The sequence below is a fragment of the Marinobacterium mangrovicola genome, from assembly GCF_004339595.1.
Taxonomy (GTDB): domain Bacteria; phylum Pseudomonadota; class Gammaproteobacteria; order Pseudomonadales; family Balneatricaceae; genus Marinobacterium_D; species Marinobacterium_D mangrovicola.
In genome coordinates this window covers 70,052-91,437 of sequence record NZ_SMFU01000011.1, presented here as the reverse complement: position 1 = coordinate 91,437, position 21,386 = coordinate 70,052, and the positions used below count along the sequence as shown (strand labels likewise).

The 21,386-nt window shown below is 58.8% G+C and carries 22 protein-coding genes; 15 read left to right on the top strand and 7 right to left on the bottom strand.

From position 1 onward, the window contains the following. The first annotated feature begins 96 nt into the window (after positions 1 to 96). Genes CLV83_RS17480 through CLV83_RS17470 form a run of 3 tightly spaced genes read left to right on the top strand, consistent with a single transcriptional unit; the run spans position 97 to position 1,318 of the window. The gene (locus CLV83_RS17480; RefSeq protein WP_132295500.1) at positions 97 to 435 is read left to right on the top strand and encodes a carboxymuconolactone decarboxylase family protein; all 339 of its coding nucleotides are present in this window, start codon (positions 97 to 99) and stop codon (positions 433 to 435) included. Then, positions 426 to 815, top strand: coding sequence for a tautomerase family protein (locus CLV83_RS17475; RefSeq protein ID WP_132295497.1), 390 nt, complete (start codon positions 426 to 428; stop codon positions 813 to 815). Before CLV83_RS17480 ends, CLV83_RS17475 begins: the two co-directional genes overlap by 10 nt. Beyond that, the gene (locus tag CLV83_RS17470) at positions 815 to 1,318 is read left to right on the top strand and encodes a DUF4865 family protein (RefSeq protein ID WP_132295495.1); all 504 of its coding nucleotides are present in this window, start codon (positions 815 to 817) and stop codon (positions 1,316 to 1,318) included. The genes CLV83_RS17475 and CLV83_RS17470 overlap by 1 nt, the downstream gene beginning before the upstream one ends. A gap of 58 nt (positions 1,319 to 1,376) precedes the next feature. Here the strand turns inward: CLV83_RS17470 and leuA are convergent, their stop codons facing one another. Beyond that, positions 1,377 to 3,044: a 2-isopropylmalate synthase gene (gene leuA / locus CLV83_RS17465; RefSeq protein ID WP_132295493.1), complete on the bottom strand. Its 1,668-nt coding sequence runs from the start codon at positions 3,042 to 3,044 to the stop codon at positions 1,377 to 1,379. A 330-nt stretch (positions 3,045 to 3,374) separates the two neighbouring features. On the opposite strand from leuA, the gene CLV83_RS17460 reads away from it, so the two are divergent. After that, positions 3,375 to 3,848, top strand: a complete 474-nt coding sequence (locus CLV83_RS17460) for an Lrp/AsnC family transcriptional regulator (protein WP_132295491.1) — start codon at positions 3,375 to 3,377, stop codon at positions 3,846 to 3,848. 33 nt (positions 3,849 to 3,881) lie between these two features. After that, positions 3,882 to 5,630, top strand: a complete 1,749-nt coding sequence (radD, locus tag CLV83_RS17455) for a DNA repair helicase RadD (RefSeq protein WP_132295489.1) — start codon at positions 3,882 to 3,884, stop codon at positions 5,628 to 5,630. A 248-nt stretch (positions 5,631 to 5,878) separates the two neighbouring features. Here radD and CLV83_RS17450 read toward each other — a convergent pair whose 3' ends face one another. Continuing rightward, positions 5,879 to 7,105, bottom strand: a complete 1,227-nt coding sequence (locus CLV83_RS17450; RefSeq protein ID WP_132295487.1) for an NnrS family protein — start codon at positions 7,103 to 7,105, stop codon at positions 5,879 to 5,881. A 396-nt stretch (positions 7,106 to 7,501) separates the two neighbouring features. Between CLV83_RS17450 and CLV83_RS17445 the strand changes: the two genes are divergently transcribed. Further along, the gene (locus tag CLV83_RS17445; RefSeq protein ID WP_104004092.1) at positions 7,502 to 7,957 is read left to right on the top strand and encodes an Rrf2 family transcriptional regulator; all 456 of its coding nucleotides are present in this window, start codon (positions 7,502 to 7,504) and stop codon (positions 7,955 to 7,957) included. Here the strand turns inward: CLV83_RS17445 and dauA are convergent. After that, positions 7,948 to 9,681: a C4-dicarboxylic acid transporter DauA gene (gene dauA, locus CLV83_RS17440; RefSeq protein WP_132295485.1), complete on the bottom strand. Its 1,734-nt coding sequence runs from the start codon at positions 9,679 to 9,681 to the stop codon at positions 7,948 to 7,950. The genes CLV83_RS17445 and dauA overlap by 10 nt on opposite strands. 133 nt (positions 9,682 to 9,814) lie before the next feature. Here dauA and CLV83_RS17435 point away from each other — a divergent pair, with 133 nt between their 5' ends. From CLV83_RS17435 to CLV83_RS17400, 8 genes are all read left to right on the top strand, one after another. After that, positions 9,815 to 10,015 carry a CopG family transcriptional regulator gene (locus tag CLV83_RS17435; RefSeq protein ID WP_132295482.1) on the top strand — a complete coding sequence of 67 codons (201 nt, stop codon included), beginning with the start codon at positions 9,815 to 9,817 and terminating at the stop codon, positions 10,013 to 10,015. A gap of 111 nt (positions 10,016 to 10,126) precedes the next feature. Next, on the top strand, positions 10,127 to 10,336 hold the full coding sequence (locus CLV83_RS17430) for a DUF2788 domain-containing protein (RefSeq protein WP_104004095.1): 210 nt from the start codon (positions 10,127 to 10,129) through the stop codon (positions 10,334 to 10,336). Positions 10,337 to 10,450: 114 nt separating this feature from the next. Beyond that, on the top strand, positions 10,451 to 11,023 hold the full coding sequence (locus CLV83_RS17425; RefSeq protein WP_132295480.1) for a LemA family protein: 573 nt from the start codon (positions 10,451 to 10,453) through the stop codon (positions 11,021 to 11,023). A 37-nt stretch (positions 11,024 to 11,060) separates the two neighbouring features. After that, complete coding sequence (locus tag CLV83_RS17420; protein WP_132295477.1) at positions 11,061 to 12,005, top strand: GIDE domain-containing protein; 945 nt, start codon at positions 11,061 to 11,063, stop codon at positions 12,003 to 12,005. Between the two features lie 54 nt (positions 12,006 to 12,059). Continuing rightward, on the top strand, positions 12,060 to 12,476 hold the full coding sequence (locus tag CLV83_RS17415; RefSeq protein ID WP_132295474.1) for a PilZ domain-containing protein: 417 nt from the start codon (positions 12,060 to 12,062) through the stop codon (positions 12,474 to 12,476). Positions 12,477 to 12,510: 34 nt separating this feature from the next. After that, positions 12,511 to 13,359: a 3-deoxy-8-phosphooctulonate synthase gene (kdsA, locus tag CLV83_RS17410; protein ID WP_132295471.1), complete on the top strand. Its 849-nt coding sequence runs from the start codon at positions 12,511 to 12,513 to the stop codon at positions 13,357 to 13,359. A gap of 55 nt (positions 13,360 to 13,414) precedes the next feature. Then, positions 13,415 to 15,463: an SUMF1/EgtB/PvdO family nonheme iron enzyme gene (locus tag CLV83_RS17405; protein ID WP_132295468.1), complete on the top strand. Its 2,049-nt coding sequence runs from the start codon at positions 13,415 to 13,417 to the stop codon at positions 15,461 to 15,463. 57 nt (positions 15,464 to 15,520) lie between these two features. Then, positions 15,521 to 16,927: a DUF4139 domain-containing protein gene (locus tag CLV83_RS17400; RefSeq protein ID WP_132295465.1), complete on the top strand. Its 1,407-nt coding sequence runs from the start codon at positions 15,521 to 15,523 to the stop codon at positions 16,925 to 16,927. Between the two features lie 21 nt (positions 16,928 to 16,948). Here CLV83_RS17400 and CLV83_RS17395 read toward each other — a convergent pair whose 3' ends face one another. Then, entirely contained in the window at positions 16,949 to 17,428 is a 480-nt protein-coding gene (locus CLV83_RS17395) for a tetratricopeptide repeat protein (protein ID WP_132295462.1), read from the bottom strand. Between the two features lie 285 nt (positions 17,429 to 17,713). On the opposite strand from CLV83_RS17395, the gene cysK reads away from it, so the two are divergent. Then, positions 17,714 to 18,682, top strand: coding sequence for a cysteine synthase A (cysK, locus tag CLV83_RS17390; protein WP_132295459.1), 969 nt, complete (start codon positions 17,714 to 17,716; stop codon positions 18,680 to 18,682). A gap of 69 nt (positions 18,683 to 18,751) precedes the next feature. Here cysK and CLV83_RS17385 read toward each other — a convergent pair whose 3' ends face one another. From CLV83_RS17385 to CLV83_RS17375, 3 genes are all read right to left on the bottom strand, one after another. Beyond that, a complete protein-coding gene (locus tag CLV83_RS17385) occupies positions 18,752 to 18,949 on the bottom strand; it encodes a hypothetical protein (protein ID WP_104004104.1) in 198 nt (65 codons plus the stop codon). 205 nt (positions 18,950 to 19,154) lie between these two features. Continuing rightward, complete coding sequence (locus CLV83_RS17380; RefSeq protein ID WP_132295456.1) at positions 19,155 to 20,012, bottom strand: sulfurtransferase; 858 nt, start codon at positions 20,010 to 20,012, stop codon at positions 19,155 to 19,157. Positions 20,013 to 20,048: 36 nt separating this feature from the next. Beyond that, complete coding sequence (locus CLV83_RS17375) at positions 20,049 to 21,329, bottom strand: tryptophan--tRNA ligase (RefSeq protein ID WP_132295453.1); 1,281 nt, start codon at positions 21,327 to 21,329, stop codon at positions 20,049 to 20,051. Positions 21,330 to 21,386 lie beyond the last annotated feature (57 nt).

The window sequence follows — 21,386 nt, the reverse complement described above, 5'->3', positions numbered from 1 at the left end:
ATAGGTACCAATATTTTCGATATTCAGAACCGACAGATCATCCCACAATGGCATCCGCTTCACCAGTAATCAGCAGCCTCAGCAAGGAGCAAAGTGATGCCCAGCTTTCCACCGGAAGACCCGCTTGATCAGATCCAGTCACTGGCACCGGAGTTTGTGGAGATAACCCGCGACCTCGTCTTCGGCCAGGTCTGGCAGGAAACCACCCTGTCGCCGCGAGAGCGCAGCCTGATCACCCTGGCTGCCCTGACGGTTCTCAACCGCGTTGAGCAGCAACCCGTTCATTTGCAGAGAGCGCTCGACAACGGTCTGAGCATCGATGAGATAGCCGCTGCGATCACTCATCTGGCGTTTTATGGCGGCTGGCCTTGCAGCGTCAGCGCCTTCACCCGGCTGGCCGAATTCAAGCAGGCCAAGGAGTCAGCATGCCCCTAACACGTATTGCACTGCCCGCAGGCCGTAGCGCCGACTTTCGCCATCAGGTTTCAGTGATTCTGCAGCAAACCCTGGAGAAGACTTTTGCCGTGCCGCCCGGTGACTGCTTCCAGCTGTTTGATGAATACCCGCCGGGGATGAGAGTGCTCGAGCCCGATTACCTGAGTTCTGGTCGCAGCGAAAACTGCCTGATATTCCAGATCAGCGCCGGCAGACCACGCACCGCGCAGCAAAAAAAGGCGCTTTACCAAACCCTGTGCGGCCGTCTGAACCGGGAGCTCGGCATCAACACGGCCGATGTCATGATCCTGATTAAGTTCAACCAGGCGGAAGACTGGTCCTTTTCTGAAGGACGGGCACTGACAGAGGAGACAACCTGATGCTGGCGACACAGTACAGCTTTACCCTGCCGGCGGATTACGATATGGAGCGGATCGAACAGCGCATTCGCGATAACGGTCACCGCCTGAACGGCTTTGAGGGACTGGCGATGAAACTCTACCTCTATGCCAGAAAGGACGATCCGGAGTGCGCCAGTGAGCTTAACCTGTATGCACCGCTCTATCTCTGGCGAAACGTTAAGGGGATCAACCGCTTTCTGAAGAGCGAGGGGTTTGCCGCACTCAGCGCCCAGTTCGGTCGCCCCCGCGTCGATGTCTGGCTGGTGGAGCACGCAACGGAGCTTGGCAGGGAGGAAAACCCTGGGTTCGCCAGCCGCAGGATTATTCCTTACGAAAGCGCCCTGGCCAGCAACAAGCCACAGCTGATCGCCAACGACTACAGCGACTGGCGTCGGCTAGAAGTCACACTGGCTAATCAGCCCCAGGAAGCGTTAGCAGGTGAAGTCCAGCATTACCGGATCGGCTATATCGCCAGGGGCTGAGCCAGCCACAAAAAAACGCGCCATCACCGGCGCGTTTTTGGTTTCTGGCGTTAGACAATCAGGCCGCGTGCTCGCGAATCACCGCAGAGCGATTCATGGCGCTGATAATCGCGTTCAGCGAGGCACTGACGGTGTCGGGGTCAAAAGCCACACCGACCACACGCTCACCACCGGCATTAAGCTGCACATAGGTGATCGCTTCGGCATCGGAGCCCTCACCCAAGGCGTGCTCGGAGTAGTCAACCACGTTGATCGAGTCCCCGGTGGCACGCTGCCAGGCATCGGCGAAGGCCGAGATGGCACCGTCGCCCTCACCGGTGATGGTGCGTACCTCACCGTTAAAGATCACCTCAGCACTGATGCGTTCACCCTCTTCGCTCTCGATGCGGTAGCTCTTCAGCTGCACCGGATCCGCGTCTGCCACGAAGTTATCGCAGAACAGCTGATAGATCTCGGCACTGGTAATCTCCTTGCCCTTGGCTTCGCTGGCCTTCTGTACCAACGGGGACAGCTCAAGCTGCACCCAGCGCGGCAGGCGGATACCGTAGTCACGCTCCAGCAGGAACGACATGCCGCCCTTGCCGGACTGGCTGTTCACGCGGATCACCGCCTCGTAGCTGCGACCGATATCCCTCGGATCGATCGGCAGGTAAGCCACCTGCCAGTGCTCATCCGGCTGCTGACGGTGCAGACATTTCTGGATCGCATCCTGGTGGCTGCCAGAGAACGCGGTGTAAACCAGCTCGCCCACCCAGGGGTGACGCGGGTGCACCGGCATCTGGGTGCACTCGGTGTAGACCGCAATCATCTCGTCCGGGTTGGAAAGATCCAGCTCTGGATCTACACCCTGGCTGTAGAGGTTCATCGCCATGGTGACGATATCCATATTGCCGGTGCGCTCACCGTTACCCATCAGGGTACCTTCAACACGGTCGGCACCTGCCAGCATCGCCAGCTCCGCCGCCGCCACGGCACAGCCGCGGTCGTTGTGGGTATGCACCGATACCTGGATGCTGTCGCGCTTGCTGACCCGGTTACAGAAGTACTCGATCTGGTCGGCAAAGATGTTCGGCGTGGTGTTCTCCACGGTAGACGGCAGGTTGATAATGCACGGGCGCTCCGGCGTCGGCTGCCACACATCGATCACCGCATCACACACCTCAACGGCGTAGTCGATCTCGGTACCGGTAAAGCTTTCCGGCGAGTACTGGAACTTCCACTCGGTGTCAGGGTATGCCTCGGCGCCCTCTTTCACCCACTTCGCGCCCTGCACCGCGATGGCAGTAATGCCGTCGCAGTCCTTATTGAAGACGCGCTCACGCTGCACCGTGGAGGTGGAGTTGTAGACGTGCACGATGGCGTGCTTCACGCCCTCCAGCGCCTGGTACGTGCGGTCGATCAGCTCTTTACGCGCCTGTACCAATACCTGGATGGTCACGTCTTCGGGAATCTGGTCCTCCTCGATCAACCAACGTACGAAGTCGTAGTCCGGCTGGCTCGCGGAGGGGAAACCAACTTCGATCTCTTTCAGGCCGATCTTAACCAGCAGAGCCCAGAGACGCTTTTTCTGAGCCACGCTCATCGGGTCCAGTAGCGCCTGGTTACCGTCCCGGAGATCGACACTGGCCCAACGCGGTGCGTGGGTAAGAGTACGATCCGGCCACTGGCGATTCTGCAATTTAACGGCAGGAGCCGGCTGGTAACGCTGATGGTTAAAAACGGTCATGGGATGATCCCTTGTATCTGAATGAGTTCGATTATCTGTCCTTGTGGGCCCGTCTGTGGGCCTGTTTCCTCTCGGCTCTTGTGAAGCCTCGTCACCTTGTCACCCGGGTAGGGAGAGTTGGCGAAAAGGGTGTCGCTCCTGGATGGTGGCCCGACACCTCTACCTTTCGGTAAACATCGTCTTGGTAAGTCGATAAGGAATAGTCTACGGAAAAGGCAGGGGCAGATGATTGCAAAGTTGCGCCGATATAGATTTATTTGGCAATATCATTCCAATTAGTGGGATTAAATGAGCAATAAATAACAACACTTAAAAAATTGAAGGCAGAGTATGCGTATCGACCGACAAGACCGCCACATTCTGGAGATTCTGCAGACCGAAGGCCGCATCAGTAATCAGGAGCTCGCCGACCGCGTGGGGCTCTCTCCCTCGCCCTGCCTGCGCCGGGTGCGCGCGCTGGAGGAATCGGGCCTGATTACCGGCTATCGCGCCATTCTCGATGCGAAAGAGATGGGGCTGACCCTGATGGCACTGCTGCATATCTCCATGGACCGCCATACGCCGGAGCGCTTTGAGAACTTCGACAAAACCGTGCGCGCCATCCCCGAGGTGCTGGAGTGCCTGCTGATTACCGGCCAGGATGCGGATTACCAGATCAAGGTGATCGTGCACGATATGGAGGCGTACCAGGACCTGCTGCTGAACAAGATCACCCGCATCGAGGGGGTCACCGGTGCTCACTCCAGCTTCGTGCTGCGCACCATCGTCAACAAGACGGCGATTCCGATCCCGGAGCAGCTTTGATAGGCTCTGCGCCTTTCCCTATCAGGCTTTACCATGTACACCCTTCGCCCCTATCAACAGGACGCCGTCGACGCCACGCTGAACCACTTTCGCAAAAGCGATGCGGCGGCGGTGATCGTGCTGCCCACCGGCGCGGGCAAAAGCCTGGTCATCGCCGAGCTGACCCGACTGGCGCGGCGCCGCATCCTGGTGCTGGCCCATGTGCGCGAACTGGTGGAGCAGAACCACGCCAAATACACCGCACTGGGGATGGATGGTGGCATCTTTTCCGCGGGGCTTGGACGCCGGGACAACGAGCACCAGGTCACTTTTGCCAGTGTGCAGTCCCTGGCGCGCAACCTGGACAGTTTCGACGATCAGTTTTCCCTGTTGATCATCGACGAGTGTCACCGCGTCAGCGACGACGAGAACTCCCAGTACCAGCAGATTATTGCGCACCTGAAAGAACGGAATCCGGGACTTAAGGTACTGGGGCTCACCGCCACCCCCTATCGCCTGGGTTACGGCTGGATCTACCAATACCACCATCGCGGCATGGTGCGCGCCGAAGAGGAACGCCTGTTCCAGCACTGCATCTACGAGCTGCCGCTACCCTTTATGATCAAGCAGGGCTATCTTACCGAGCCGAAACTGATCGACGCAGCGATCGCCCACTACGACTTCTCATCCCTGCAGCCCAGCGACAGCGGCAGCTATAACGAGACCGAGCTAAACAGCCTGATCGCCAAGCACCCACGGGTCACCCGGGCGATCTGCGAGCAGATCATGGAGTTTGGCGGCCAGCGCGAAGGCGTGATGATCTTCGCCGCCACTGTGCGCCACGCCCAGGAGATCATCGGTTACCTGCCGAAGGATGAATCTGCCCTGATTATCGGTGATACCGAGTCCGATGAGCGCGAGCGACTGATCCAGGCGTTTAAACAGAAACAGATCCGTTATCTGGTTAACGTGGCGGTGCTGACCACCGGTTTCGATGCACCCCATGTGGATATGATCGCAATCCTGAGGCCCACCGCCTCGGTGAGCCTGTTCCAGCAGATCGTCGGTCGCGGCCTGCGCCTGAGCCCGGGCAAAACCGACTGCCTGATTATCGATTACGCCAGCTCCGGCTTTGATCTGTTTCACCCCGAGGTGGGTAAACCCAGGCCCGATTCAAACTCAGAGCCGGTGCAGGTGTTCTGCCCCGGCTGCGGCCACGCCAATATCTTCTGGGGCAAGACCGATGCCGAGGGCCAGGTGATCGAACACTTTGGCCGCCGTTGCCAGGGCCTGCTTGAGATGGAGGGGGAAACACCACAGCAGTGCGATTACCGGTTCCGCTTCAAGGAGTGCCCCCACTGCGGCGCCGAGAACGATATCGCCGCACGCAACTGCCACCAGTGTGGCGAAGCGGTGGTGGACCCGGATGATCTGCTCAAACGCGCCCTGCAGCTAAAGGATGCGCTGGTGATCCGCTGCGCCGGTGTCAGCTTCAGCAACACCAACGGCCGGCTGAGGATCATCTATCACGACGAGCAGGGAGAAGAGCTGAGCGAAAGCTTCGATCTGACCCATAACGGCCAGCGCGGCGTGTTCAACCGGCTGTTTGGCAGACGCTTTGGCGACGGAGCCAAGCCACAGAAGTTTCAGTCCGCCGATGAAGTGGTCAGCCAGTCAGAGGGCTTTCGAGCGCCGGACTTTGTGATTGCCCGCAAGGTGGGACGGGGCCAGAACAGCCACTGGCGGGTGCGGGAGCGGTTGTTTGATTATGAGGGGAAATATCGGAAGGCGAATCAGTTGTAGGGATTAGCTCGAACCGCCCCGACAACTTGATCGGCTGCGCCGATTCCTCTGTGCTTCTCGTCTAAAAGAGCGGGATCGACTCTTCACCTTAAGGGAAGTCGCCCCTGCGCGGCTCAGACAGCCTTTCCCTTGTTTCTCTTTCAGTCTGCGATGCTCGGCTGCGCTGAAGGGGAAAACTGGTGCGCTCAGAGAGTCAGCACTAAATTCAACCTCATCATTTTCAAGGCACAGAAAAGCACACCGCTGCACTAAGATTGAGATTTCGCTTTCTCGCGCTTGAGAGCATCGGAAAGGCTCTCCTCCGGCCCTATCAATATCGGCACATAGCGAACGGCAAACAGCACGAAAGCGATCAGCCAGGCGGTGCCGGCGAGCATCATCAGCATCAGGGAAAACTGCGGTAGCAGGGCCGAGAGGATTCGGGTCAACGCGGCCAGGTGAATGGCCAAAAAGCTCAACGACATCAGCACGCCCGCTCTCAATTCACGGTTGGTATGCCCCAACGCTGCCCGTGACGCTACGGCCAGGATCATGCCGCCCATGGCGCCCACAGCCAGGGCGTGGATTCCAGCCGTTACCGGCACAGCGGCGGTGAACGAGGATAAGCCCAGCAGTACAAAGCCGATGCCCACCCAGAGATAGCCCAGGTGCAGCGCGAACAGCAGCGGTTCGGCGATGCTGGTCAGCCCGCGCCAGCGCAGCAGACGAGCGATCTGTAGACCACCGGCCATTATTAGCAGCACGCCAGATACCGGAGGAGCCGCCTGGGTCACCCAGGCTAGCGTCGCCAACAGAGAGAACCCTACGGCGAGCCGATCTATCCAGCCAAACCCTGCCGGCATCTTCGACTTGTCGGCCTGCTGGCGTATCAACCAGTTGCGGGTAAACGCCGGCGTGATGCGACCACCGATCAGCGAGATCAGCAGCGCCATCAGCAACACCTGGGATTCCAACAGATGCAGACGATCAATGGCGCCAAGCTGGAACAGCAGGCTGAACCCCGCCATCACCGCCAGGGCCAGAATCACTACCCCGTTGCGTTTATTGCGGCTGATCAGCACCTCTCGTCCAACCAGCGTCGCCAGCAATACCCAGTAACCGGTGTTGGCCAATGTCAGCAGCCATACCGAGCCGTTACCGCTCCAAACCAAGGCCCGACCGGCGATCCATAACAGCGTCAGCGCCAGCAGCGGTGCGCCCTGAACCGGCGGTCGACTGGTCCATTTCGCCACCGCTGCCAGCAGGAAGCCGCCCACCGCCGCACCGACAAAGCCAAACAGCATCTCGTGACCATGCCAGGCAACTGGGCCCCAGCCGGGTGGCGACGCAGGCAGCAGGGCTCCGCCCAGGTAGGCGAGCCAGAGCAGCATGATGACAATCGCCTGAACAGCGCAGGCAAGAAACAGGGGCCGAAAACCGTTACTGAACAGCCGGGCCCAGGCGTTCTTTGGCTCTTGAGGGGGTGATACAAGCATCAGCTAACTCCGATCAACAGGTGCGACAACGCCGGCTTTTAGAATGCATAACTTTAATATGCATAATATTTACACCTTCGCAGCACTGCCCAGACAGCACTGACTCACATTAACCTGATCCAGGTCAGGCGTTCCCCCAGGTTATGCGGTTCTCCCGGATACAAGGCCACAACTGACGCCGGTATACTGAAGGGATACCCAGAAGCCCTGACTTCGGCCCCGGCCTGCCTCTTGCGTTTTTACAGACCTGGCTGCTTTAAGCTGCAGCAAACATCGGGACTTTCTATAGGGACTTTCGATCTGGACTGCCCATCGGGACTTCCCATCGGGGCTTCCCATCGGGGCTTCCCATCAGGCCATCGGGACCTTCCGCGCCAAAGCTTGGAGCATTGAACCATGCAACTGACCAAATATACGGATTTTGCCCTGCGCACGCTGATCTTCCTCGGCATACAACCCGCAGGAGAGCGGGTGACAATTACGCAGGTGTCGGAGCATTTCGATATTCCCCGCAACCACCTGATCAAGATCGTTCACCACCTGGCGAAAGAGGGTTTCATCGATACCGTCCGCGGCAAAGGCGGCGGCATCCGGTTGGGCATGTCCGCAGAGGAGATCAACCTGCGCGACCTGATCCAGGCCACTGAAGAAACACTGCGGCCGGTTAACTGCGCACACCCGCGCTGCCCCATCGTCGGTCAGTGTGGGCTGAGGGGAATCCTGTTCGACGCCCAGGAAGCCTTTCTTAAAGAGCTGGCAAAACACAGCCTGGCTGATCTGTGCGGCCCAGAGCGCAACCTTTCCCAGCTACTTTATCCGCCTGAGGATACCCGGATGCGGGCTCAGGCCTGATCCCGCTGGGCAATTGACTCAAGCGCGGCCGCCAGAGTTGGGGTAAAACTCAGGCGGCCCTGCTGAGGCTGGATACCAGCCCGGGCCAGCGCCCGTAAAGGCTGAAACTGCAGATCCGCCACCACCAGCTCTATTCCTCGCGCTTCGCATTCCGCTCTGAAACGAGAGAATCCGCTCAGACCGCCGGCATCCAGCAGCGGCACCGCATCCATATACAGCACCAGCCCCCGCGTATCCGTGGCCAGTTCCGCCACCTCATCAAACACACGCTCCGCCGCTGCGAAGAACAGCGGCCCGGTCACCTTGAACACCCGCCAGCCCTCCGGCAGCGCTTCCGGTACATGTTTACGCTGGGCAGAGATATCGTTCACACGGGTCATCCCGGCGATATCGCGCATGAACAGCAACGAGGCCAACACGATCCCGGTAGAAATGGCGATCACCATATCGAACAGCACCGTCAGCGAAAGACAGGTAAGCAGCACCAGAATATCGCCCAGCGGCGCGCGCCGGAACAGCGCCATCACCTTGGCCGCCTCACTCATATTCCAGGCCACGATCAGTAACAGTGCTGCCATGCTGGCCATCGGCAGCCAGGCCAGCGCCGGCGCCAGCAACAGCAAGCCCGCCAGCACCACCAGAGCATGGATGGCACTGGCAAAAGGCGAGCGCGCGCCTGCGCGATAGTTAGCCGCCGAACGCGCAATGGCGGCTGTAGCGGTAATGCCGCCAAAGAAAGGCGCCACCAGGTTACCCAACCCCTGACCGAGCAGCTCACCGTTGGCGTGGTGGCGTTTGCCAGTCATGCCGTCCAGCACCACCGCACATAGGAGTGATTCGATGGCTCCAAGCATGGCGATGGAGAACGCTGCCGGCAGCAACGCCTGCACCGTCGCCCAACTCAGCTCAAAAGGCTCGCCATTCGGCCCCGTTTGCAGCCAGGGCCACTCGAAGGCCGGCAGCATCGGCGGTATCCCCTGCCCCGTCGAGCCATCCGGCAACAGAAAGGAGAAGCGGCTGCCGATCGTATCTATGCCGGCACCCTGCTGATTCAGCCAGTACGCCAGCCCAGTACCCACCAGCAGTGCCGGCAGATGACCCGGCACCGGCAGCCGCAGACGTGGCCAGAGAATGAGCACCGCCAGGGTCAGTCCCGCCACCAGAGCATTGGCCCAATGCCACTGCGGCAGCCTGTGCAGCAGCTCGGGCAGTTTTTCCAGGTAATGCGACGGCAGCCCTTCGCTGGAAAAGCCCAGCAGGTCGGGCAATTGCAGCGTAGCGATGACGATAGCAATACCGGCGGTAAAGCCAAGGGTGACCGACTCTGGGATGTACTCGATCAGCCGCCCCAGTCGTGCCAGCGCCAGGGCGATCAGAATTAGCCCCGCCATGACTGATGCCAGCAACAGGCCAGCAAGACCAAATTGCTGGGAGACGGGATAGAGAATGACCACAAAGGCCGCGGTCGGACCGGACACACTGAACCGGGAGCCGCCGGCCAGGGCAATCAGAAAACCGGCAATGATCGCGGTATAGAGGCCGTTCTCCGGCCGCACGCCACTGGCAATCGCCAGCGCCATCGATAACGGGATGGCGATGATACCGACGGTAATGCCAGCGACCAGATCGGCGATCAGATCCCGTCCCTGATACCTGCCGGACAGCGTTTCTCTCAACGCGCTGGCAAAAGAGAGGCTGTGCAACCGGGTTCGACGGGACGACATCGCGGGGAAGTCCTTTAACTTTTTATGGAAATTGGATAAACATTACAGTTGCCTTTGATTAAAATGCAATGTTAATCAAATTAACATATGGTCTAAATGAGACCCCCGATAGACAGTTCCAAAGGACTTCACCATGGAAAAACGCACCGCACGCCTGACTCTGCTGATCGACCCGAATAAAAAGGCGGTGTTTGAAAAACTCTGTTCCGAGCAGGATGTAACGCCTTCGCAGATGGTCAGGAAGTTCATCCGTGACTTTATCGAGGAAAACCTGGGACCGGATTGGAGAGACCTGGTGCTTAACGACGATAGCGCTGATATGGACAACAAATAAACACACAATTGCAAGGTTTATTAAGCCAGCCTCGCAGAGTAGAATTCGCGCAATTTTTGATCACCCCTCGATCTTCAATTCCTAACTTTCCAACACTCCTGGAGCTATTGAATGCGTCTTGCCGAAGCAGAAAGCCTGATGCTGAACATCGGCCTGGTGATTTTCGCCGGTTTCATCTTCTTCATCATTTATGACCTGGCCAAGAAATCTAAAGCCGGCAAATTTGGCACCCTGGTACTGTTTTTTGCCCTCGGCCTGGGTCTGGCCGCTTTCCTGCTCAAGACAGTGGTTGTCGAAATGATTGAGGGCGGGCACGTCTAGACGCCCCGTCGCCGGCGGCGGTGATACTGCCACCTGCCGCCCGTCGGCTGGGGTTCGCCTCTCCCCCCTCCCTGGGTTATAGTCCCTGCAAAATAAACGCGCAGGGAGCTGTCGATGGATCCGGTTCTGATTACCCTTCTGGTTATCGTTGCACTGATCGTTATCTACACGATCTTCATCTATAACCACCTGGTGCGGCTCAAGCACAACGTCTCCCGAGCCTTCGCCAATATCGATGTGCTGCTCAAACAGCGCCATGACGAGCTGCCCAAACTGGTGGAAACCTGCAAGCAGCATATGGGCTATGAGCAGAAGACCCTGGAAGCGGTAATGAAGGCCCGTTCGGCCGTGGCCAGCGCCAGCGATCGCGGCGATATCAAGGCACTGGGCCAGGCGGAAAGCCAGCTGCGCCTTGGCCTTGGCAACCTGTTTGCCGTGGCAGAGGATTACCCGGAACTGACCGCCAGCGAATCCTTCATGCATCTGCACAGCCGCATCAGCGGGCTGGAATCCTCCATCGCCGACCGCCGTGAGTTCTATAATGAGTCGGTGAATCTCTATAACATCCGCATCGAACAGTTCCCGGATATTATCGTCGCCCGCCGCCTGGGCTTCACCGGCGCCACCCTGCTGGAGTTTACCGAAGCGGAAAAAGCCGATGTGGATATGAAGTCTCTGTTCAGCTGAGATCCCCTGAAGTCTACCGAGCTCAACTGAGGCCGCTATGCTGCTTGATCTGGATGTCGATTCTCAGGAACGGCTGTTTGGCCTGCTGTTCTGCGTTATCGGTTTTCTTGTCTGTGTGTTTTTCGGGTTTCGCCGCTTCAGCCATTACCGTTTGATCGCCGACACCCCTACCGCCCTGATCCGCTCTGCACCCCAGGGTTATGTGGAGATCAGCGGCCAGGTGATCGCCGGTGAGGGCGGCCAGCTGCGCTCGCCGCTATCCGGTCGCCCCTGCGTCTGGTATCGCATTAAAATCGACCGTTACCAGCGCAACAGCAACAATAAGGGAGGTCGCTGGCGTTCGGTACGCCGGGAAACCTCGACCCAGTGGTTCCAGATCAATGATGGCACCGGCACCTGCCTGATCGACCCGGAAGGCGCCCATGCCAGTACCCAGCATAAAAAGGTCTGGTTCGGCAGCAGCGAGATGCCGGGACCGGTGCTTTCAACTACCTCATTCCAGCAGTACAGCGCCAAGATCGTCGGCAGCGTTGGCGGCGGTCGCTACCGCTACACCGAAGAACTTATCTTTGAACATGAGCGCGTCTTCACCCTCGGTGCCTTTCGTAGCGTCGGCGGCGGCCGTGAGCGCCTGGACCTGAAAGCCGCCAGTACCGAGATCCTGCGCGACTGGAAAGCGGACCAGGCGGCATTGATTGGCCGCTTTGATGCCGATGGCGACGGCAAGATCGATCAGCAGGAGTGGAAAGAGGCGCGCAAAGAGGCGATCAAGCAGGCCAAACTACAGCAGCGGGAGATGGACAAGCGCCCCACCCTGCATGTGTTGGGGGACCCTAATGAGCAGGGTCAGCCGTTTCTGCTGACCACACACGATGAAGATGGCCTGCTGAAGCGGTTCCGCTGGCAGCTGGGTGGTTTTATGGCATGTGCTTTGCTTGCATTCTGGATAGGACTTGAGCTGCTGTTGACGACCCCGGTCTGAGCCAGAGCCCACGTCAGCCGTTGAGGAACCTGACAGCCAGAGAGGCGGCAAGCGATGACCTCAAACCGCAACCCTGTACACTATATGCAACACCCGGCAAACATCAGCCTGGAGCTGACGCCCCTGCATAAGCAGTCCTGCGCCACTCCACCGCTACCACTGGGCCTTATCTGTAACACCGACAAGCCATTTCACACCGGTGGACGCGTCACTATTGCAGCGCCGAAACAGGCGCCAGATCTGTGCATCGAGGGTGAAATCGCCTGGTGCCGTGCCCATAGCGGGGGCTACCAGGTCGGCGTTGCCTTCCACAGCTCCGATGATCTCTACAAGATCCGAATGCTGGAACAGCTCTGTCATATCGAAGACTACCGTCGCACCCATCCATCGCGAAACCATCCCGGCCAGCAGGGAGCTGCACTGGAGTGGATCGAGAAATTCGCCGCTCATTTCCCGACAGATGGCCTATAATGGGCAGTCGACGTCAACCAACTGAGTGTAGGACATGCAACAAAAAGTGGTACAGGTAGGCGATATCGCCATCGGCAACGATCAGCCCATGGTTCTTTTCGGCGGCATGAACGTGCTGGAATCGCGCGATCTGGCGATGAAAATCGCCGAGCACTATGTCGAAGTCACCAATAAGCTGAAGATCCCTTACGTCTTCAAGGCATCCTTCGACAAGGCTAACCGCTCCTCCCTGAACTCCTTCCGCGGCCCCGGCATGGAAGAGGGTCTGAAAATTCTCGAAGAGGTGAAATCCACCTTCAACGTCCCGCTGATCACCGATGTGCACGAGCCTTACCAGGCGGCACCGGTGGCCGAAGTGTGCGATATCATTCAGTTGCCCGCGTTCCTCTCCCGCCAGACCGACCTGGTCGTGGCGATGGCGGAAACCGGTGCCGCCATCAATATCAAGAAGGCTCAGTTCCTGGCTCCCCAGGAGATGCGCCACATCCTGCATAAGTGCAAGGAAGCCGGCAACGACCGACTGATCCTGTGCGAACGCGGTACCAGCTTTGGCTACAACAACCTGGTGGTCGACATGCTCGGCTTCAGCGTGATGAAAGAGTTCGGCTACCCGGTGATGTTCGACGCCACCCACGCTCTGCAGATGCCGGGTGGTCGCTCCGACTCCGCTGATGGCCGTCGTGCACTGGTGGCCCAGCTGTCCCGTGCCGGTCTTTCTCAGGGCATCGCTGGTCTGTTCCTGGAAGCACACCCGAACCCCGCCGAAGCCAAGTGCGACGGCCCCTGCGCTCTGCCGCTGGATAAACTGGAGCCGTACCTGGCCCAGATGAAAGCGATCGATGAACTGGTGAAGCAGTTCCCGGCGCTGGACACCTCCGGCTGAGGCACTAGTCAACAGGTTCAGCTAATCAGGTTCAGTCTGCTCAGGAACACAGGTTATGGACAACGCGACCGCCTCTCTTCTGGCATCCCTGAAGCCTGAACAGGTACTGGGGCCGGATCACCACAGGTTTCGACTGAAAAACCTTCAGGCGCCCCATGCCCTGGGCTCGTTCTGGGAGGCGGACGATCTGTCCACCACCCAGCCGACCCCGGTTAACCTGCTCTTCCTCGATGCATCCCTGCTGGCCCAGTCAGGGTTTGGCGATAAATTCCGCACTCTGCTGAACCAGAACCGCAACCTGAAGGACAAGCATGCTGCCCGCTGCTACGGCCTGTTCGCCTGGCGCGGCCTACTGTTTGCTTCCTGGGAAGCGATGGACGGGCTGACGCTGGCCGGCATGTTCGGCTCCGGCAGCGCTCGTAAGCTCAAGGATAAGCAGAAGCAGGGCCTGGTGACCCAGGTGGGCAGCACACTTGAGGGCGCGCTGCGCCAGAGCGGCAATTCCCACGCCACGCTCTGCCCCGAGCTTATCTACGTCAACCGCAGCAACGGCGTGCGCGTGATGGGGTTCGGCTGGCGTGAGCTAATCGATCCGATCAACGCTAAACTGCCGCAACCGCTGAGCTACCCCGCCTGGCAGTCCCCCGAAGCCTTTCATCCCTACCCGCTGACAAACACCGAAGATGTCTACGCACTCGCCTGCCTGGTCTACCAGCTATACGCCGGCCGGCCGGCCTTTACCGCCGCTGAAGACGAAAGCAGTCGTGAACGGGAGCTGAAAGCCCCCTCCGGGCTATCCAAAGATCAGTGGCGGGTACTGAAAACCGCTTTGGACGAAGATCCGGAAGTACGGCCGAAAAGTCCGCTGGAACTGGTTCGCCAGCTCTACCAGCCGGAACCGGAAAAACCGGCCGAGCCGGAGATCAGCGAAGAGGCAGAGCTGCCCGAAACGGCGGATGACGTTACCACCAAAGACAGCTCCGAAAAAAACAGGCGCTTTAGCCTGCCCCGTTTACCGGCTCTGCCGCCGTGGAGCAAACCCGCAGCCCTGGGCGCAGGACTGTTCGCAGCCGGCTTTGTGTTCGGTTACCTGCTCTCGCCCGATGACGCGCCGGACGCTGACACCCTCGCCGGTGTCACCGCCCCACTGGCAGCGGAAAACCAGCAGCTCAGAGAAGAGTTACAGCAACTTCAGGCGAGCTATCAGAACCTCGAGCAAAGCGCCCAAACAGAGTCTGCAGCGACAGAATCTGACAAAGATGATCCAACAAATAGTCAAAATCTGACACTCGAAGACGCCTCCGGCCCCGTTGTCGAGTCAGCAGAAGCGCTGCGCAACGCCGACAAACCCGCCGATAACCTCACCGTGTTCCGTGATGAATGGGATGGCGGCGGCTTTGCTCCGCAGATGGTGGTGATCCCCAAAGGGCGCTTCCAGATGGGCGATCTGCACGGCCAGGGCGACGACAACGAATACCCGGTGCATGAGGTGGTTCTCAGCACCAGCTTCGCCTTCAGCCGCCATGAGGTCACCTTTGCCGAATACGACCAGTTTGCCGAAGCCACCGGCCGCTCCCTGCCAGCCGATGAGGGCTGGGGGCGCGGCGAACTGCCGGTGGTGAATGTGAGCTGGAACGACGCCAATGCCTACGCCCGCTGGCTTACTGAGATTACCGGCCAGCCCTATCGCCTGCCCACCGAGGCTGAGTGGGAGTACGTTGCCCGTGCCGGTACCGAGACCATCTACTGGTGGGGAGATGAACTCACACCCGAGATGGCGGTCTGTGATGGATGTGGAACTCAGTGGGACGCGACCCAGCCATCGCCGGTTGGCAGCACCCCCGCCAACCCCTGGGGTATCCATGATATGAATGGCAACGTGGATGAATGGGTGGCCGACTGCTATCTGCCGAGGTACAACAGTACCCCGACAAACGGCACTGCCCATCAGTCATCCGGCTGTGACCAGCGCGTTATGCGTGGCGGCTCCTGGTTTGATATTCCCCGGGTGATCCGTTCCGCCAGCCGCTACCGCCACCCGCCGGCCACTAGTCGCAACAGCTGGGGATTCCGGGTCGCTCTTGACCTGCCGGCCTCCCCCTGACGCTGGAGACCTATCGCACGGTTCATAGCGTCTCCAGACAGCGTACAAGGAGATAGTATGTTCCACCCCAAGCCCAAGCATTTCATCCCTTTCAGCCTTGCCCCGCTGGGTCTGGCGCTGCTCAGCCAGGGCGCGCTGGCAGCCCCTGATCTTGTGCTGGATGCCGAAGATCGCAGCAGCCGTATCCTGACCATCTACCAGCAGGATCTGGCGCTGTTCAATGAAATCTACCCGCTGACTCTCGACACCACCGCTGCCGAAATCCGCCTGGACGATATCAGCAACCGGCTCCAGCCCGACTCTATTTTCGCTACCGGTATCGGCCCCCTGCGTCGCATCGAACTGGGTGGTTCCAACCCCGGCTTCAGCCAGCGTCTGCAGGATCTGCAGGGTGAAGAAATAGAGCTGATCCACCAGGATGGCGCCACCGATCCACGCCAGGTGACACTGCTGTTTGTTGAGGGCTCAGGCATTCAGGTCGCTGATAACGGCGCCACTGAATTTATTCCCTTTACCGGTCCCTGGCGCATCCGCATTCCCGGCACCGACCAACCCACCTCCGGTGCACAGCTATCGCTGATGGGCAGCGGCGAACCGGGCAATCAGCTCGAGCTGAGCTATCTAGCCAACGGATTGAGCTGGCAAGCCGGTTATCAACTTGAGATTCTGTCCGCAGGCAAACAGATTCGGCTGGAAGGACGCGCAACGCTGACCAATAACAGCGGCACCGACCTGGAAGCCGCCGAGGTGCGCCTGCTGGCGGGCAAGGTCAACCAGCCTAACAACGGCCGGGTACCGGTTTACGCCATGGCTGCCAAGCTGGAAATGGGCGCCGCTGACGCGGCTCCAAACCGGGAAACAACCCAGGACTATCAGCTCTACCCCCTGCCGGAACCGGTCAGCCTCAAACAGGGCGCCAGCATCAGCGTACCGCTACAGGCTCCCATCGAGATGGCATTGAGCAGCGACTACCGGTTTGATCAATCTGTCTACGGTGGCGCACAGGCCCAATCCCAGGTCGGACATCCGCGTCACGATATCAGTTTTACTCTACCCAACGATGAGACAGCCGATGTACCTCTGCCTGGGGGCTCTGCACGCGTCTACAGAGAAGTGGAAAATCGCGGCCTCACCTACGTGGGTGGTCAGCAGCTAGGTGACACCGCCGCCGGTGAAGAGGTGACGCTGACGCTGGGCGAAGCCTTTGACCTGACCGTAGAAACGGAGCAAACCGAGTTTCAGCGCCAGGGGGCCAATACGGTGGTCGGCTACAAAGTCAGCATCCGCAATAGCGGCAAAGAAGACCGCACGCTGGATTACCGCGCTATTTTCAATCAGCCTCGCATCATGCTGGCCAGCAGCGAACGTGGCGAAGATATCGGAGCTATTCAGTCCTGGACCCTGGATATCCCCGCCGGGGGTGAGAAGATACTGGAGTACAGCGTAAGACTGCTGCGTAACTAAGATTTTCCCACTCAAGCATGATCAGGCGGGCGAGCTGCGTTCCTGCAGCGCCCGCCAGTGTTCCGCCCTGGCCGAATCCGCGGCTTCACCCAAACCACCCTCTTCATAAACCGCACACATCCGCTTCAGCGCCAGCGGATGCCCCTGCTCGGCGGCGGCCCGGTAACAGCAAAGGCTTTCAGCGGGTTTTACCGGAAAGTAGTGTTCAAAGCCGGACTCATGAATCCGACCCATCTGATACAGCGCCTTGATATCTCCTTTTTCTGCCGCTCGCTGCAGATAGATAGCGCCCTGGATACGACTGGCGAGATCCTCGCCGCGAAAATGCAGTAGATGGCCATAAACTGAAAGCGCCCTGACACTGCCGCTTTCCGCGGCAACGCGGAACAGCTTCATCGCCAGGGTGTGACGCCAGCGCGCCCGCTTGAATAAAGGACTTCGGAAGATGGCAAAGGCGATCCAGAAAATAACCGGCGATAACCACCGCATCAACGTCCGCATCGGAACTCCATGTTGGTCGGGGAGAAAGCTGAAAAAGGTCAATCTACAGGAGCATGCTGAACTCTAAAAGCGTGAACTCCTTAGATTATATGAACTCTATTTTTTATAACCTTATTCAAAGACTGTATGAGCAAACCGCGCCAGATTGGTTACACTGTTGGCCTGTAAACCGGAATATCTGAACGAATCGATTCCGGTGCGGTTCCAACTATTCCAGGCAATAGACCTGGCGTCTAACTAGGGCAAACCGGTTAGCGCAAACCGGCTTCAAGGAACAGGAGAGCTATGAACATCTACGACGATAATTCACAGACAATCGGCAACACTCCTCTGGTGCGTCTGAAGCACCTCTGGCCCGCCGGCAACCTTTACGCAAAACTGGAATCGCGCAACCCGGCAGGCTCCGTAAAATGCCGTATCGGCGCCAGCATGATCAACGCCGCCGAAGCCAGCGGAAAGCTGAAGGAAGGCATGACCCTGGTTGAGCCCACCAGCGGCAACACCGGTATAGGCCTGGCCTTCGTCGCCGCCGCCAAAGGTTACAAGCTGATCCTCACCATGCCCTCCTCCATGTCCCTGGAGCGTCGCAAGCTGATGAAGGCACTGGGTGCCGATATTCACCTGACCGAACCGGCCAAGGGTATGAAAGGTGCTATCGAAAAAGCCAAGGAGCTGGTCGATGGCAACCCGGACCAGTTCCTGATGCTGCAGCAGTTCGAGAATCCGGCTAACCCGGAGATCCACGAAAAGACCACCGGCCCCGAGATCTGGAAAGATACCGATGGCCAGATCGACATCCTGGTGGCTGGCGTCGGTACCGGCGGCACCATCACCGGCGTCTCCCGTTACATCAAGAAGACCCAGGGCAAGGCGATCACCTCTATCGCGGTAGAGCCGACCGATTCACCGGTAATCACCCAGACCGTTAACGGTGATGAGGTGAAACCGGCTCCGCACAAGATCCAGGGGATAGGCGCAGGCTTTGTGCCGAAAAACCTGGACCTGGAGCTGGTGGATGCCATCGAACAGGTCAGCAATGACGAAGCGATGGAAACTGCCCGCGACATTATGCAGAAAGAAGGTATTCTGGCCGGTATCTCCTGCGGCGCGGCAACTGCGGCCGCCCTGCGTATCGCTGCCAAGCCGGAGAACAAGGACAAGAACATCGTGGTGATTCTGCCAGACTCCGGCGAGCGCTACCTCTCTTCTCCGCTGTTCGCCGGTATGTTCACCGAGAACGAAACCGTTCAGTAAGAGCGACGCCCCCCGTGCAGACACAAAAAAGCCGCGAATCATCGCGGCTTTTTTCATGCGAGCCCGCACTCAGTGAATCATTTCACGAATCTGCTCATGGCTCGGGAAGGCATCGAGCTTTTCAAAACGAACGCTACGGTCGTCCGACTTGGTCAGCGTATACCAGGAAGGCTTGCGCTCTTCACCGACATAAACACCGCCCACCTCGTAGTTATCGCCATCGACACCCAGAATAGCGATGGTCTTTACACGCTGTTGCATTTCCATGTGACACCCCCAGCAGTTTATTTTTGTAGTTTATTTACACAAGTATAGCCTACCCAAAGGGGATGACAACGGTGTTAACCTGGGTCAATAGATACTTGGGATGAAATTTAAACAACAAATAGGGAGCACCAGCGGTAAAACGGCACAGCGTTTGTAGCTTAATGACAGCATTGGCGCCCGGGAATAGGCTGCAGAAGGCAGTTGGCTATGAGTCGTCGCCGGTCGCTATGGGCCGGGCGGGATCGCGGATCCATTCGCTCCAGGAGCCGGCATAGAGGCGGGAACCTTTGAGCCCTGCAGCCTCCATCGCCAGCTGGTTCACACAGGCGGTCACACCCGAGCCACACATATGCACCACCTCTTCGGGTGTACGCTCACCCAGCAGCACCTGCCAGCGCTCACGCAAGATTTCCTGCGGCAGGAAGCAACCGTCCTTGAGGTTGTCGGTAAACAGCTGATTGACCGCGCCTGGCACATGGCCGGCCACGGGATCGAGGGGCTCAACGTCACCACGGAAGCGCTCCGGCGCACGGGCATCCACCAGCAGAAAGGCCTCATCGGAAAGCATCTGCTGCAAAGAATCCGCGCTGACCACCGCATCGCTGTCGACCTGAACACTAGCCTCAGCATCGGTAACGATTGGGTCCGAACCTCCTGTTTCAACAGCACCACTGGCTGCCAGCCAGGCACTCCAGCCACCGTTCAGTACCGCAGTCTCAGCATGGCCCAACCAGCGTAACAACCACCAGCCACGGGCAGCAAACGCCGCACCCGAGTCATCGTAGAGCACCACCTGACGGCCGGACCTAAGCCCTAGGGATTTCAGTTTAGCGAGCAGCAGCCCCGGATCAGGCAGAGGATGGCGACCGGAGTCGGGCGTGATCGATGACGAAAAATCATCATCCAGATGCATATAGCGGGCGCCGGGGATATGGCCCGCGGCGAAGGCACGGGCTCCGGCGCTGAGGTCATCCGGCGAGGTGGAGAGTACGAAACGGCAATCAAGAATCAGCGGATCGTCCAACGACTGCAACTGCTCAACACTTATCAGCGTATCGTACATCTCTCACTCCCTTTTCAGCGTCAGGCAAAGCCTGGATCAGAGGTAGCCAGCCAGCTCCTCTTTGAGCAGATCCAGTTCGTTCTGAGCTTTCTGCCTGGCTTTCTTCTTTAGCTGTTCCACTTCGGCGGTTTTCTCTTCCACCACGGCTACCGCCGCCGCGCCCTTATCATCGGCGCCGACAACGCGGTCGATCAGGTGCTGAACCTGCTTGAGAATAGCCCGACGCTTGCCCTCTTCTATACGGGCCAGCTCCTCTTCACTCTTCTCTTTTTTCTTGTCGTCCTGATCAACGCTGGCGGAAGGAACGTAAGTCAGCGGACGAATACCGGCGGCGATACGCACTTTTTCCAGCAGAGGCGCCGCATAAGCGCGGGCTTTCTCTGCGCCCTTGTGCAGCACCTCTTCCACGTAGCCCATGTCATTCATCAGCTCGTTGTAGCGGGTACGCGGCGCGGTCAGCTTGGCATCAAGGAACTCGAACAGTTCACGCTTGGCGTCACCCCAGGCGATCCCCTCTTCATACTGACGGCGCAGGTTGGCACGTTCGCTCTCATTCGCGAACAGGCTGTAGAGCTGGAACAGGGTGCTGCTGTCCGGGTCTTTCGGCTCACCCGGCGCACGCAGGTCGGTTTTGATCTTGTTGATCAGGCTACGCAACTCATCGCTGGAGCAGAACAGCGGAATGGTGTTGTCGTAGCTCTTGGACATCTTGCGGCCATCAAGACCCGGGATCAGCTGGGTCTCTTCATCCACCTGTGCCTGCGGCAGGGTGAACAGCGGCTCGTAGACGTGGTTGAAACGGCCAGCCACATCACGGGCCATCTCGATATGCTGGATCTGGTCCTTGCCCACCGGAATGATATCGGCGTTAAACATCAGGATATCCGCCGCCATCAGCACCGGATAGCTGAACAGACCCATGGTCACACCGTCGTCCAGATCTTCGCTCCCCGCGTCGCGGTTGGCGTCGGTGGCGGCCTTGTAGGCGTGGGCGCGGTTCATCAGTCCCTTGGAAGTCTGGCAGGTCAGAATCCAGGTCAGCTCCGGGATTTCGCGAATGTCGGTCTGACGGTAAAAAGTCGCCTTGTCGGTATCCAGCCCCAGCGCCAGCCAGGTTGCGGCGATCTCGCGGGTGGATCGTGCCACGCGCTCCGGGTCATGGCATTTGATCAGCGCATGATAGTCAGCCAGAAAGAAGTAGCTGTTGAAGTTCGGGTTCTCGCTTGCTTCGATGGCCGGTTTGATCGCGCCCAGGTAGTTGCCGATGTGCGGCGTACCCGAGGTGGTGATACCAGTCAGTACGGTCTTTTTACTCATCGTTTACTCTTTGGATCCTTCGCGTATGAGGGGCGATATCATACACGATATCGACCT

Bases quoted from the DNA above. Each gene is read 5' to 3' on its own strand.
- kdsA (WP_132295471.1), top strand. From the start codon at position 12,511: ATGCAACAAAAAGTGGTACAGGTAGGCGATATCGCCATCGGCAACGAT.
- CLV83_RS17385 (WP_104004104.1), bottom strand. From the start codon at position 18,949: ATGGAAATGCAACAGCGTGTAAAGACCATCGCTATTCTGGGTGTCGAT.
- CLV83_RS17475 (WP_132295497.1), top strand. From the start codon at position 426: ATGCCCCTAACACGTATTGCACTGCCCGCAGGCCGTAGCGCCGACTTT.
- leuA (WP_132295493.1), bottom strand. From the start codon at position 3,044: ATGACCGTTTTTAACCATCAGCGTTACCAGCCGGCTCCTGCCGTTAAA.
- CLV83_RS17400 (WP_132295465.1), top strand. From the start codon at position 15,521: ATGTTCCACCCCAAGCCCAAGCATTTCATCCCTTTCAGCCTTGCCCCG.
- cysK (WP_132295459.1), top strand. From the start codon at position 17,714: ATGAACATCTACGACGATAATTCACAGACAATCGGCAACACTCCTCTG.
- CLV83_RS17450 (WP_132295487.1), bottom strand. From the start codon at position 7,105: ATGCTTGTATCACCCCCTCAAGAGCCAAAGAACGCCTGGGCCCGGCTG.
- CLV83_RS17430 (WP_104004095.1), top strand. From the start codon at position 10,127: ATGCGTCTTGCCGAAGCAGAAAGCCTGATGCTGAACATCGGCCTGGTG.
- CLV83_RS17435 (WP_132295482.1), top strand. From the start codon at position 9,815: ATGGAAAAACGCACCGCACGCCTGACTCTGCTGATCGACCCGAATAAA.
- CLV83_RS17480 (WP_132295500.1), top strand. From the start codon at position 97: ATGCCCAGCTTTCCACCGGAAGACCCGCTTGATCAGATCCAGTCACTG.
- CLV83_RS17420 (WP_132295477.1), top strand. From the start codon at position 11,061: ATGCTGCTTGATCTGGATGTCGATTCTCAGGAACGGCTGTTTGGCCTG.
- CLV83_RS17445 (WP_104004092.1), top strand. From the start codon at position 7,502: ATGCAACTGACCAAATATACGGATTTTGCCCTGCGCACGCTGATCTTC.
- dauA (WP_132295485.1), bottom strand. From the start codon at position 9,681: ATGTCGTCCCGTCGAACCCGGTTGCACAGCCTCTCTTTTGCCAGCGCG.
- CLV83_RS17405 (WP_132295468.1), top strand. From the start codon at position 13,415: ATGGACAACGCGACCGCCTCTCTTCTGGCATCCCTGAAGCCTGAACAG.
- CLV83_RS17375 (WP_132295453.1), bottom strand. From the start codon at position 21,329: ATGAGTAAAAAGACCGTACTGACTGGTATCACCACCTCGGGTACGCCG.
- CLV83_RS17415 (WP_132295474.1), top strand. From the start codon at position 12,060: ATGACCTCAAACCGCAACCCTGTACACTATATGCAACACCCGGCAAAC.
- radD (WP_132295489.1), top strand. From the start codon at position 3,882: ATGTACACCCTTCGCCCCTATCAACAGGACGCCGTCGACGCCACGCTG.
- CLV83_RS17470 (WP_132295495.1), top strand. From the start codon at position 815: ATGCTGGCGACACAGTACAGCTTTACCCTGCCGGCGGATTACGATATG.
- CLV83_RS17380 (WP_132295456.1), bottom strand. From the start codon at position 20,012: ATGTACGATACGCTGATAAGTGTTGAGCAGTTGCAGTCGTTGGACGAT.
- CLV83_RS17425 (WP_132295480.1), top strand. From the start codon at position 10,451: ATGGATCCGGTTCTGATTACCCTTCTGGTTATCGTTGCACTGATCGTT.
- CLV83_RS17460 (WP_132295491.1), top strand. From the start codon at position 3,375: ATGCGTATCGACCGACAAGACCGCCACATTCTGGAGATTCTGCAGACC.
- CLV83_RS17395 (WP_132295462.1), bottom strand. From the start codon at position 17,428: ATGCGGACGTTGATGCGGTGGTTATCGCCGGTTATTTTCTGGATCGCC.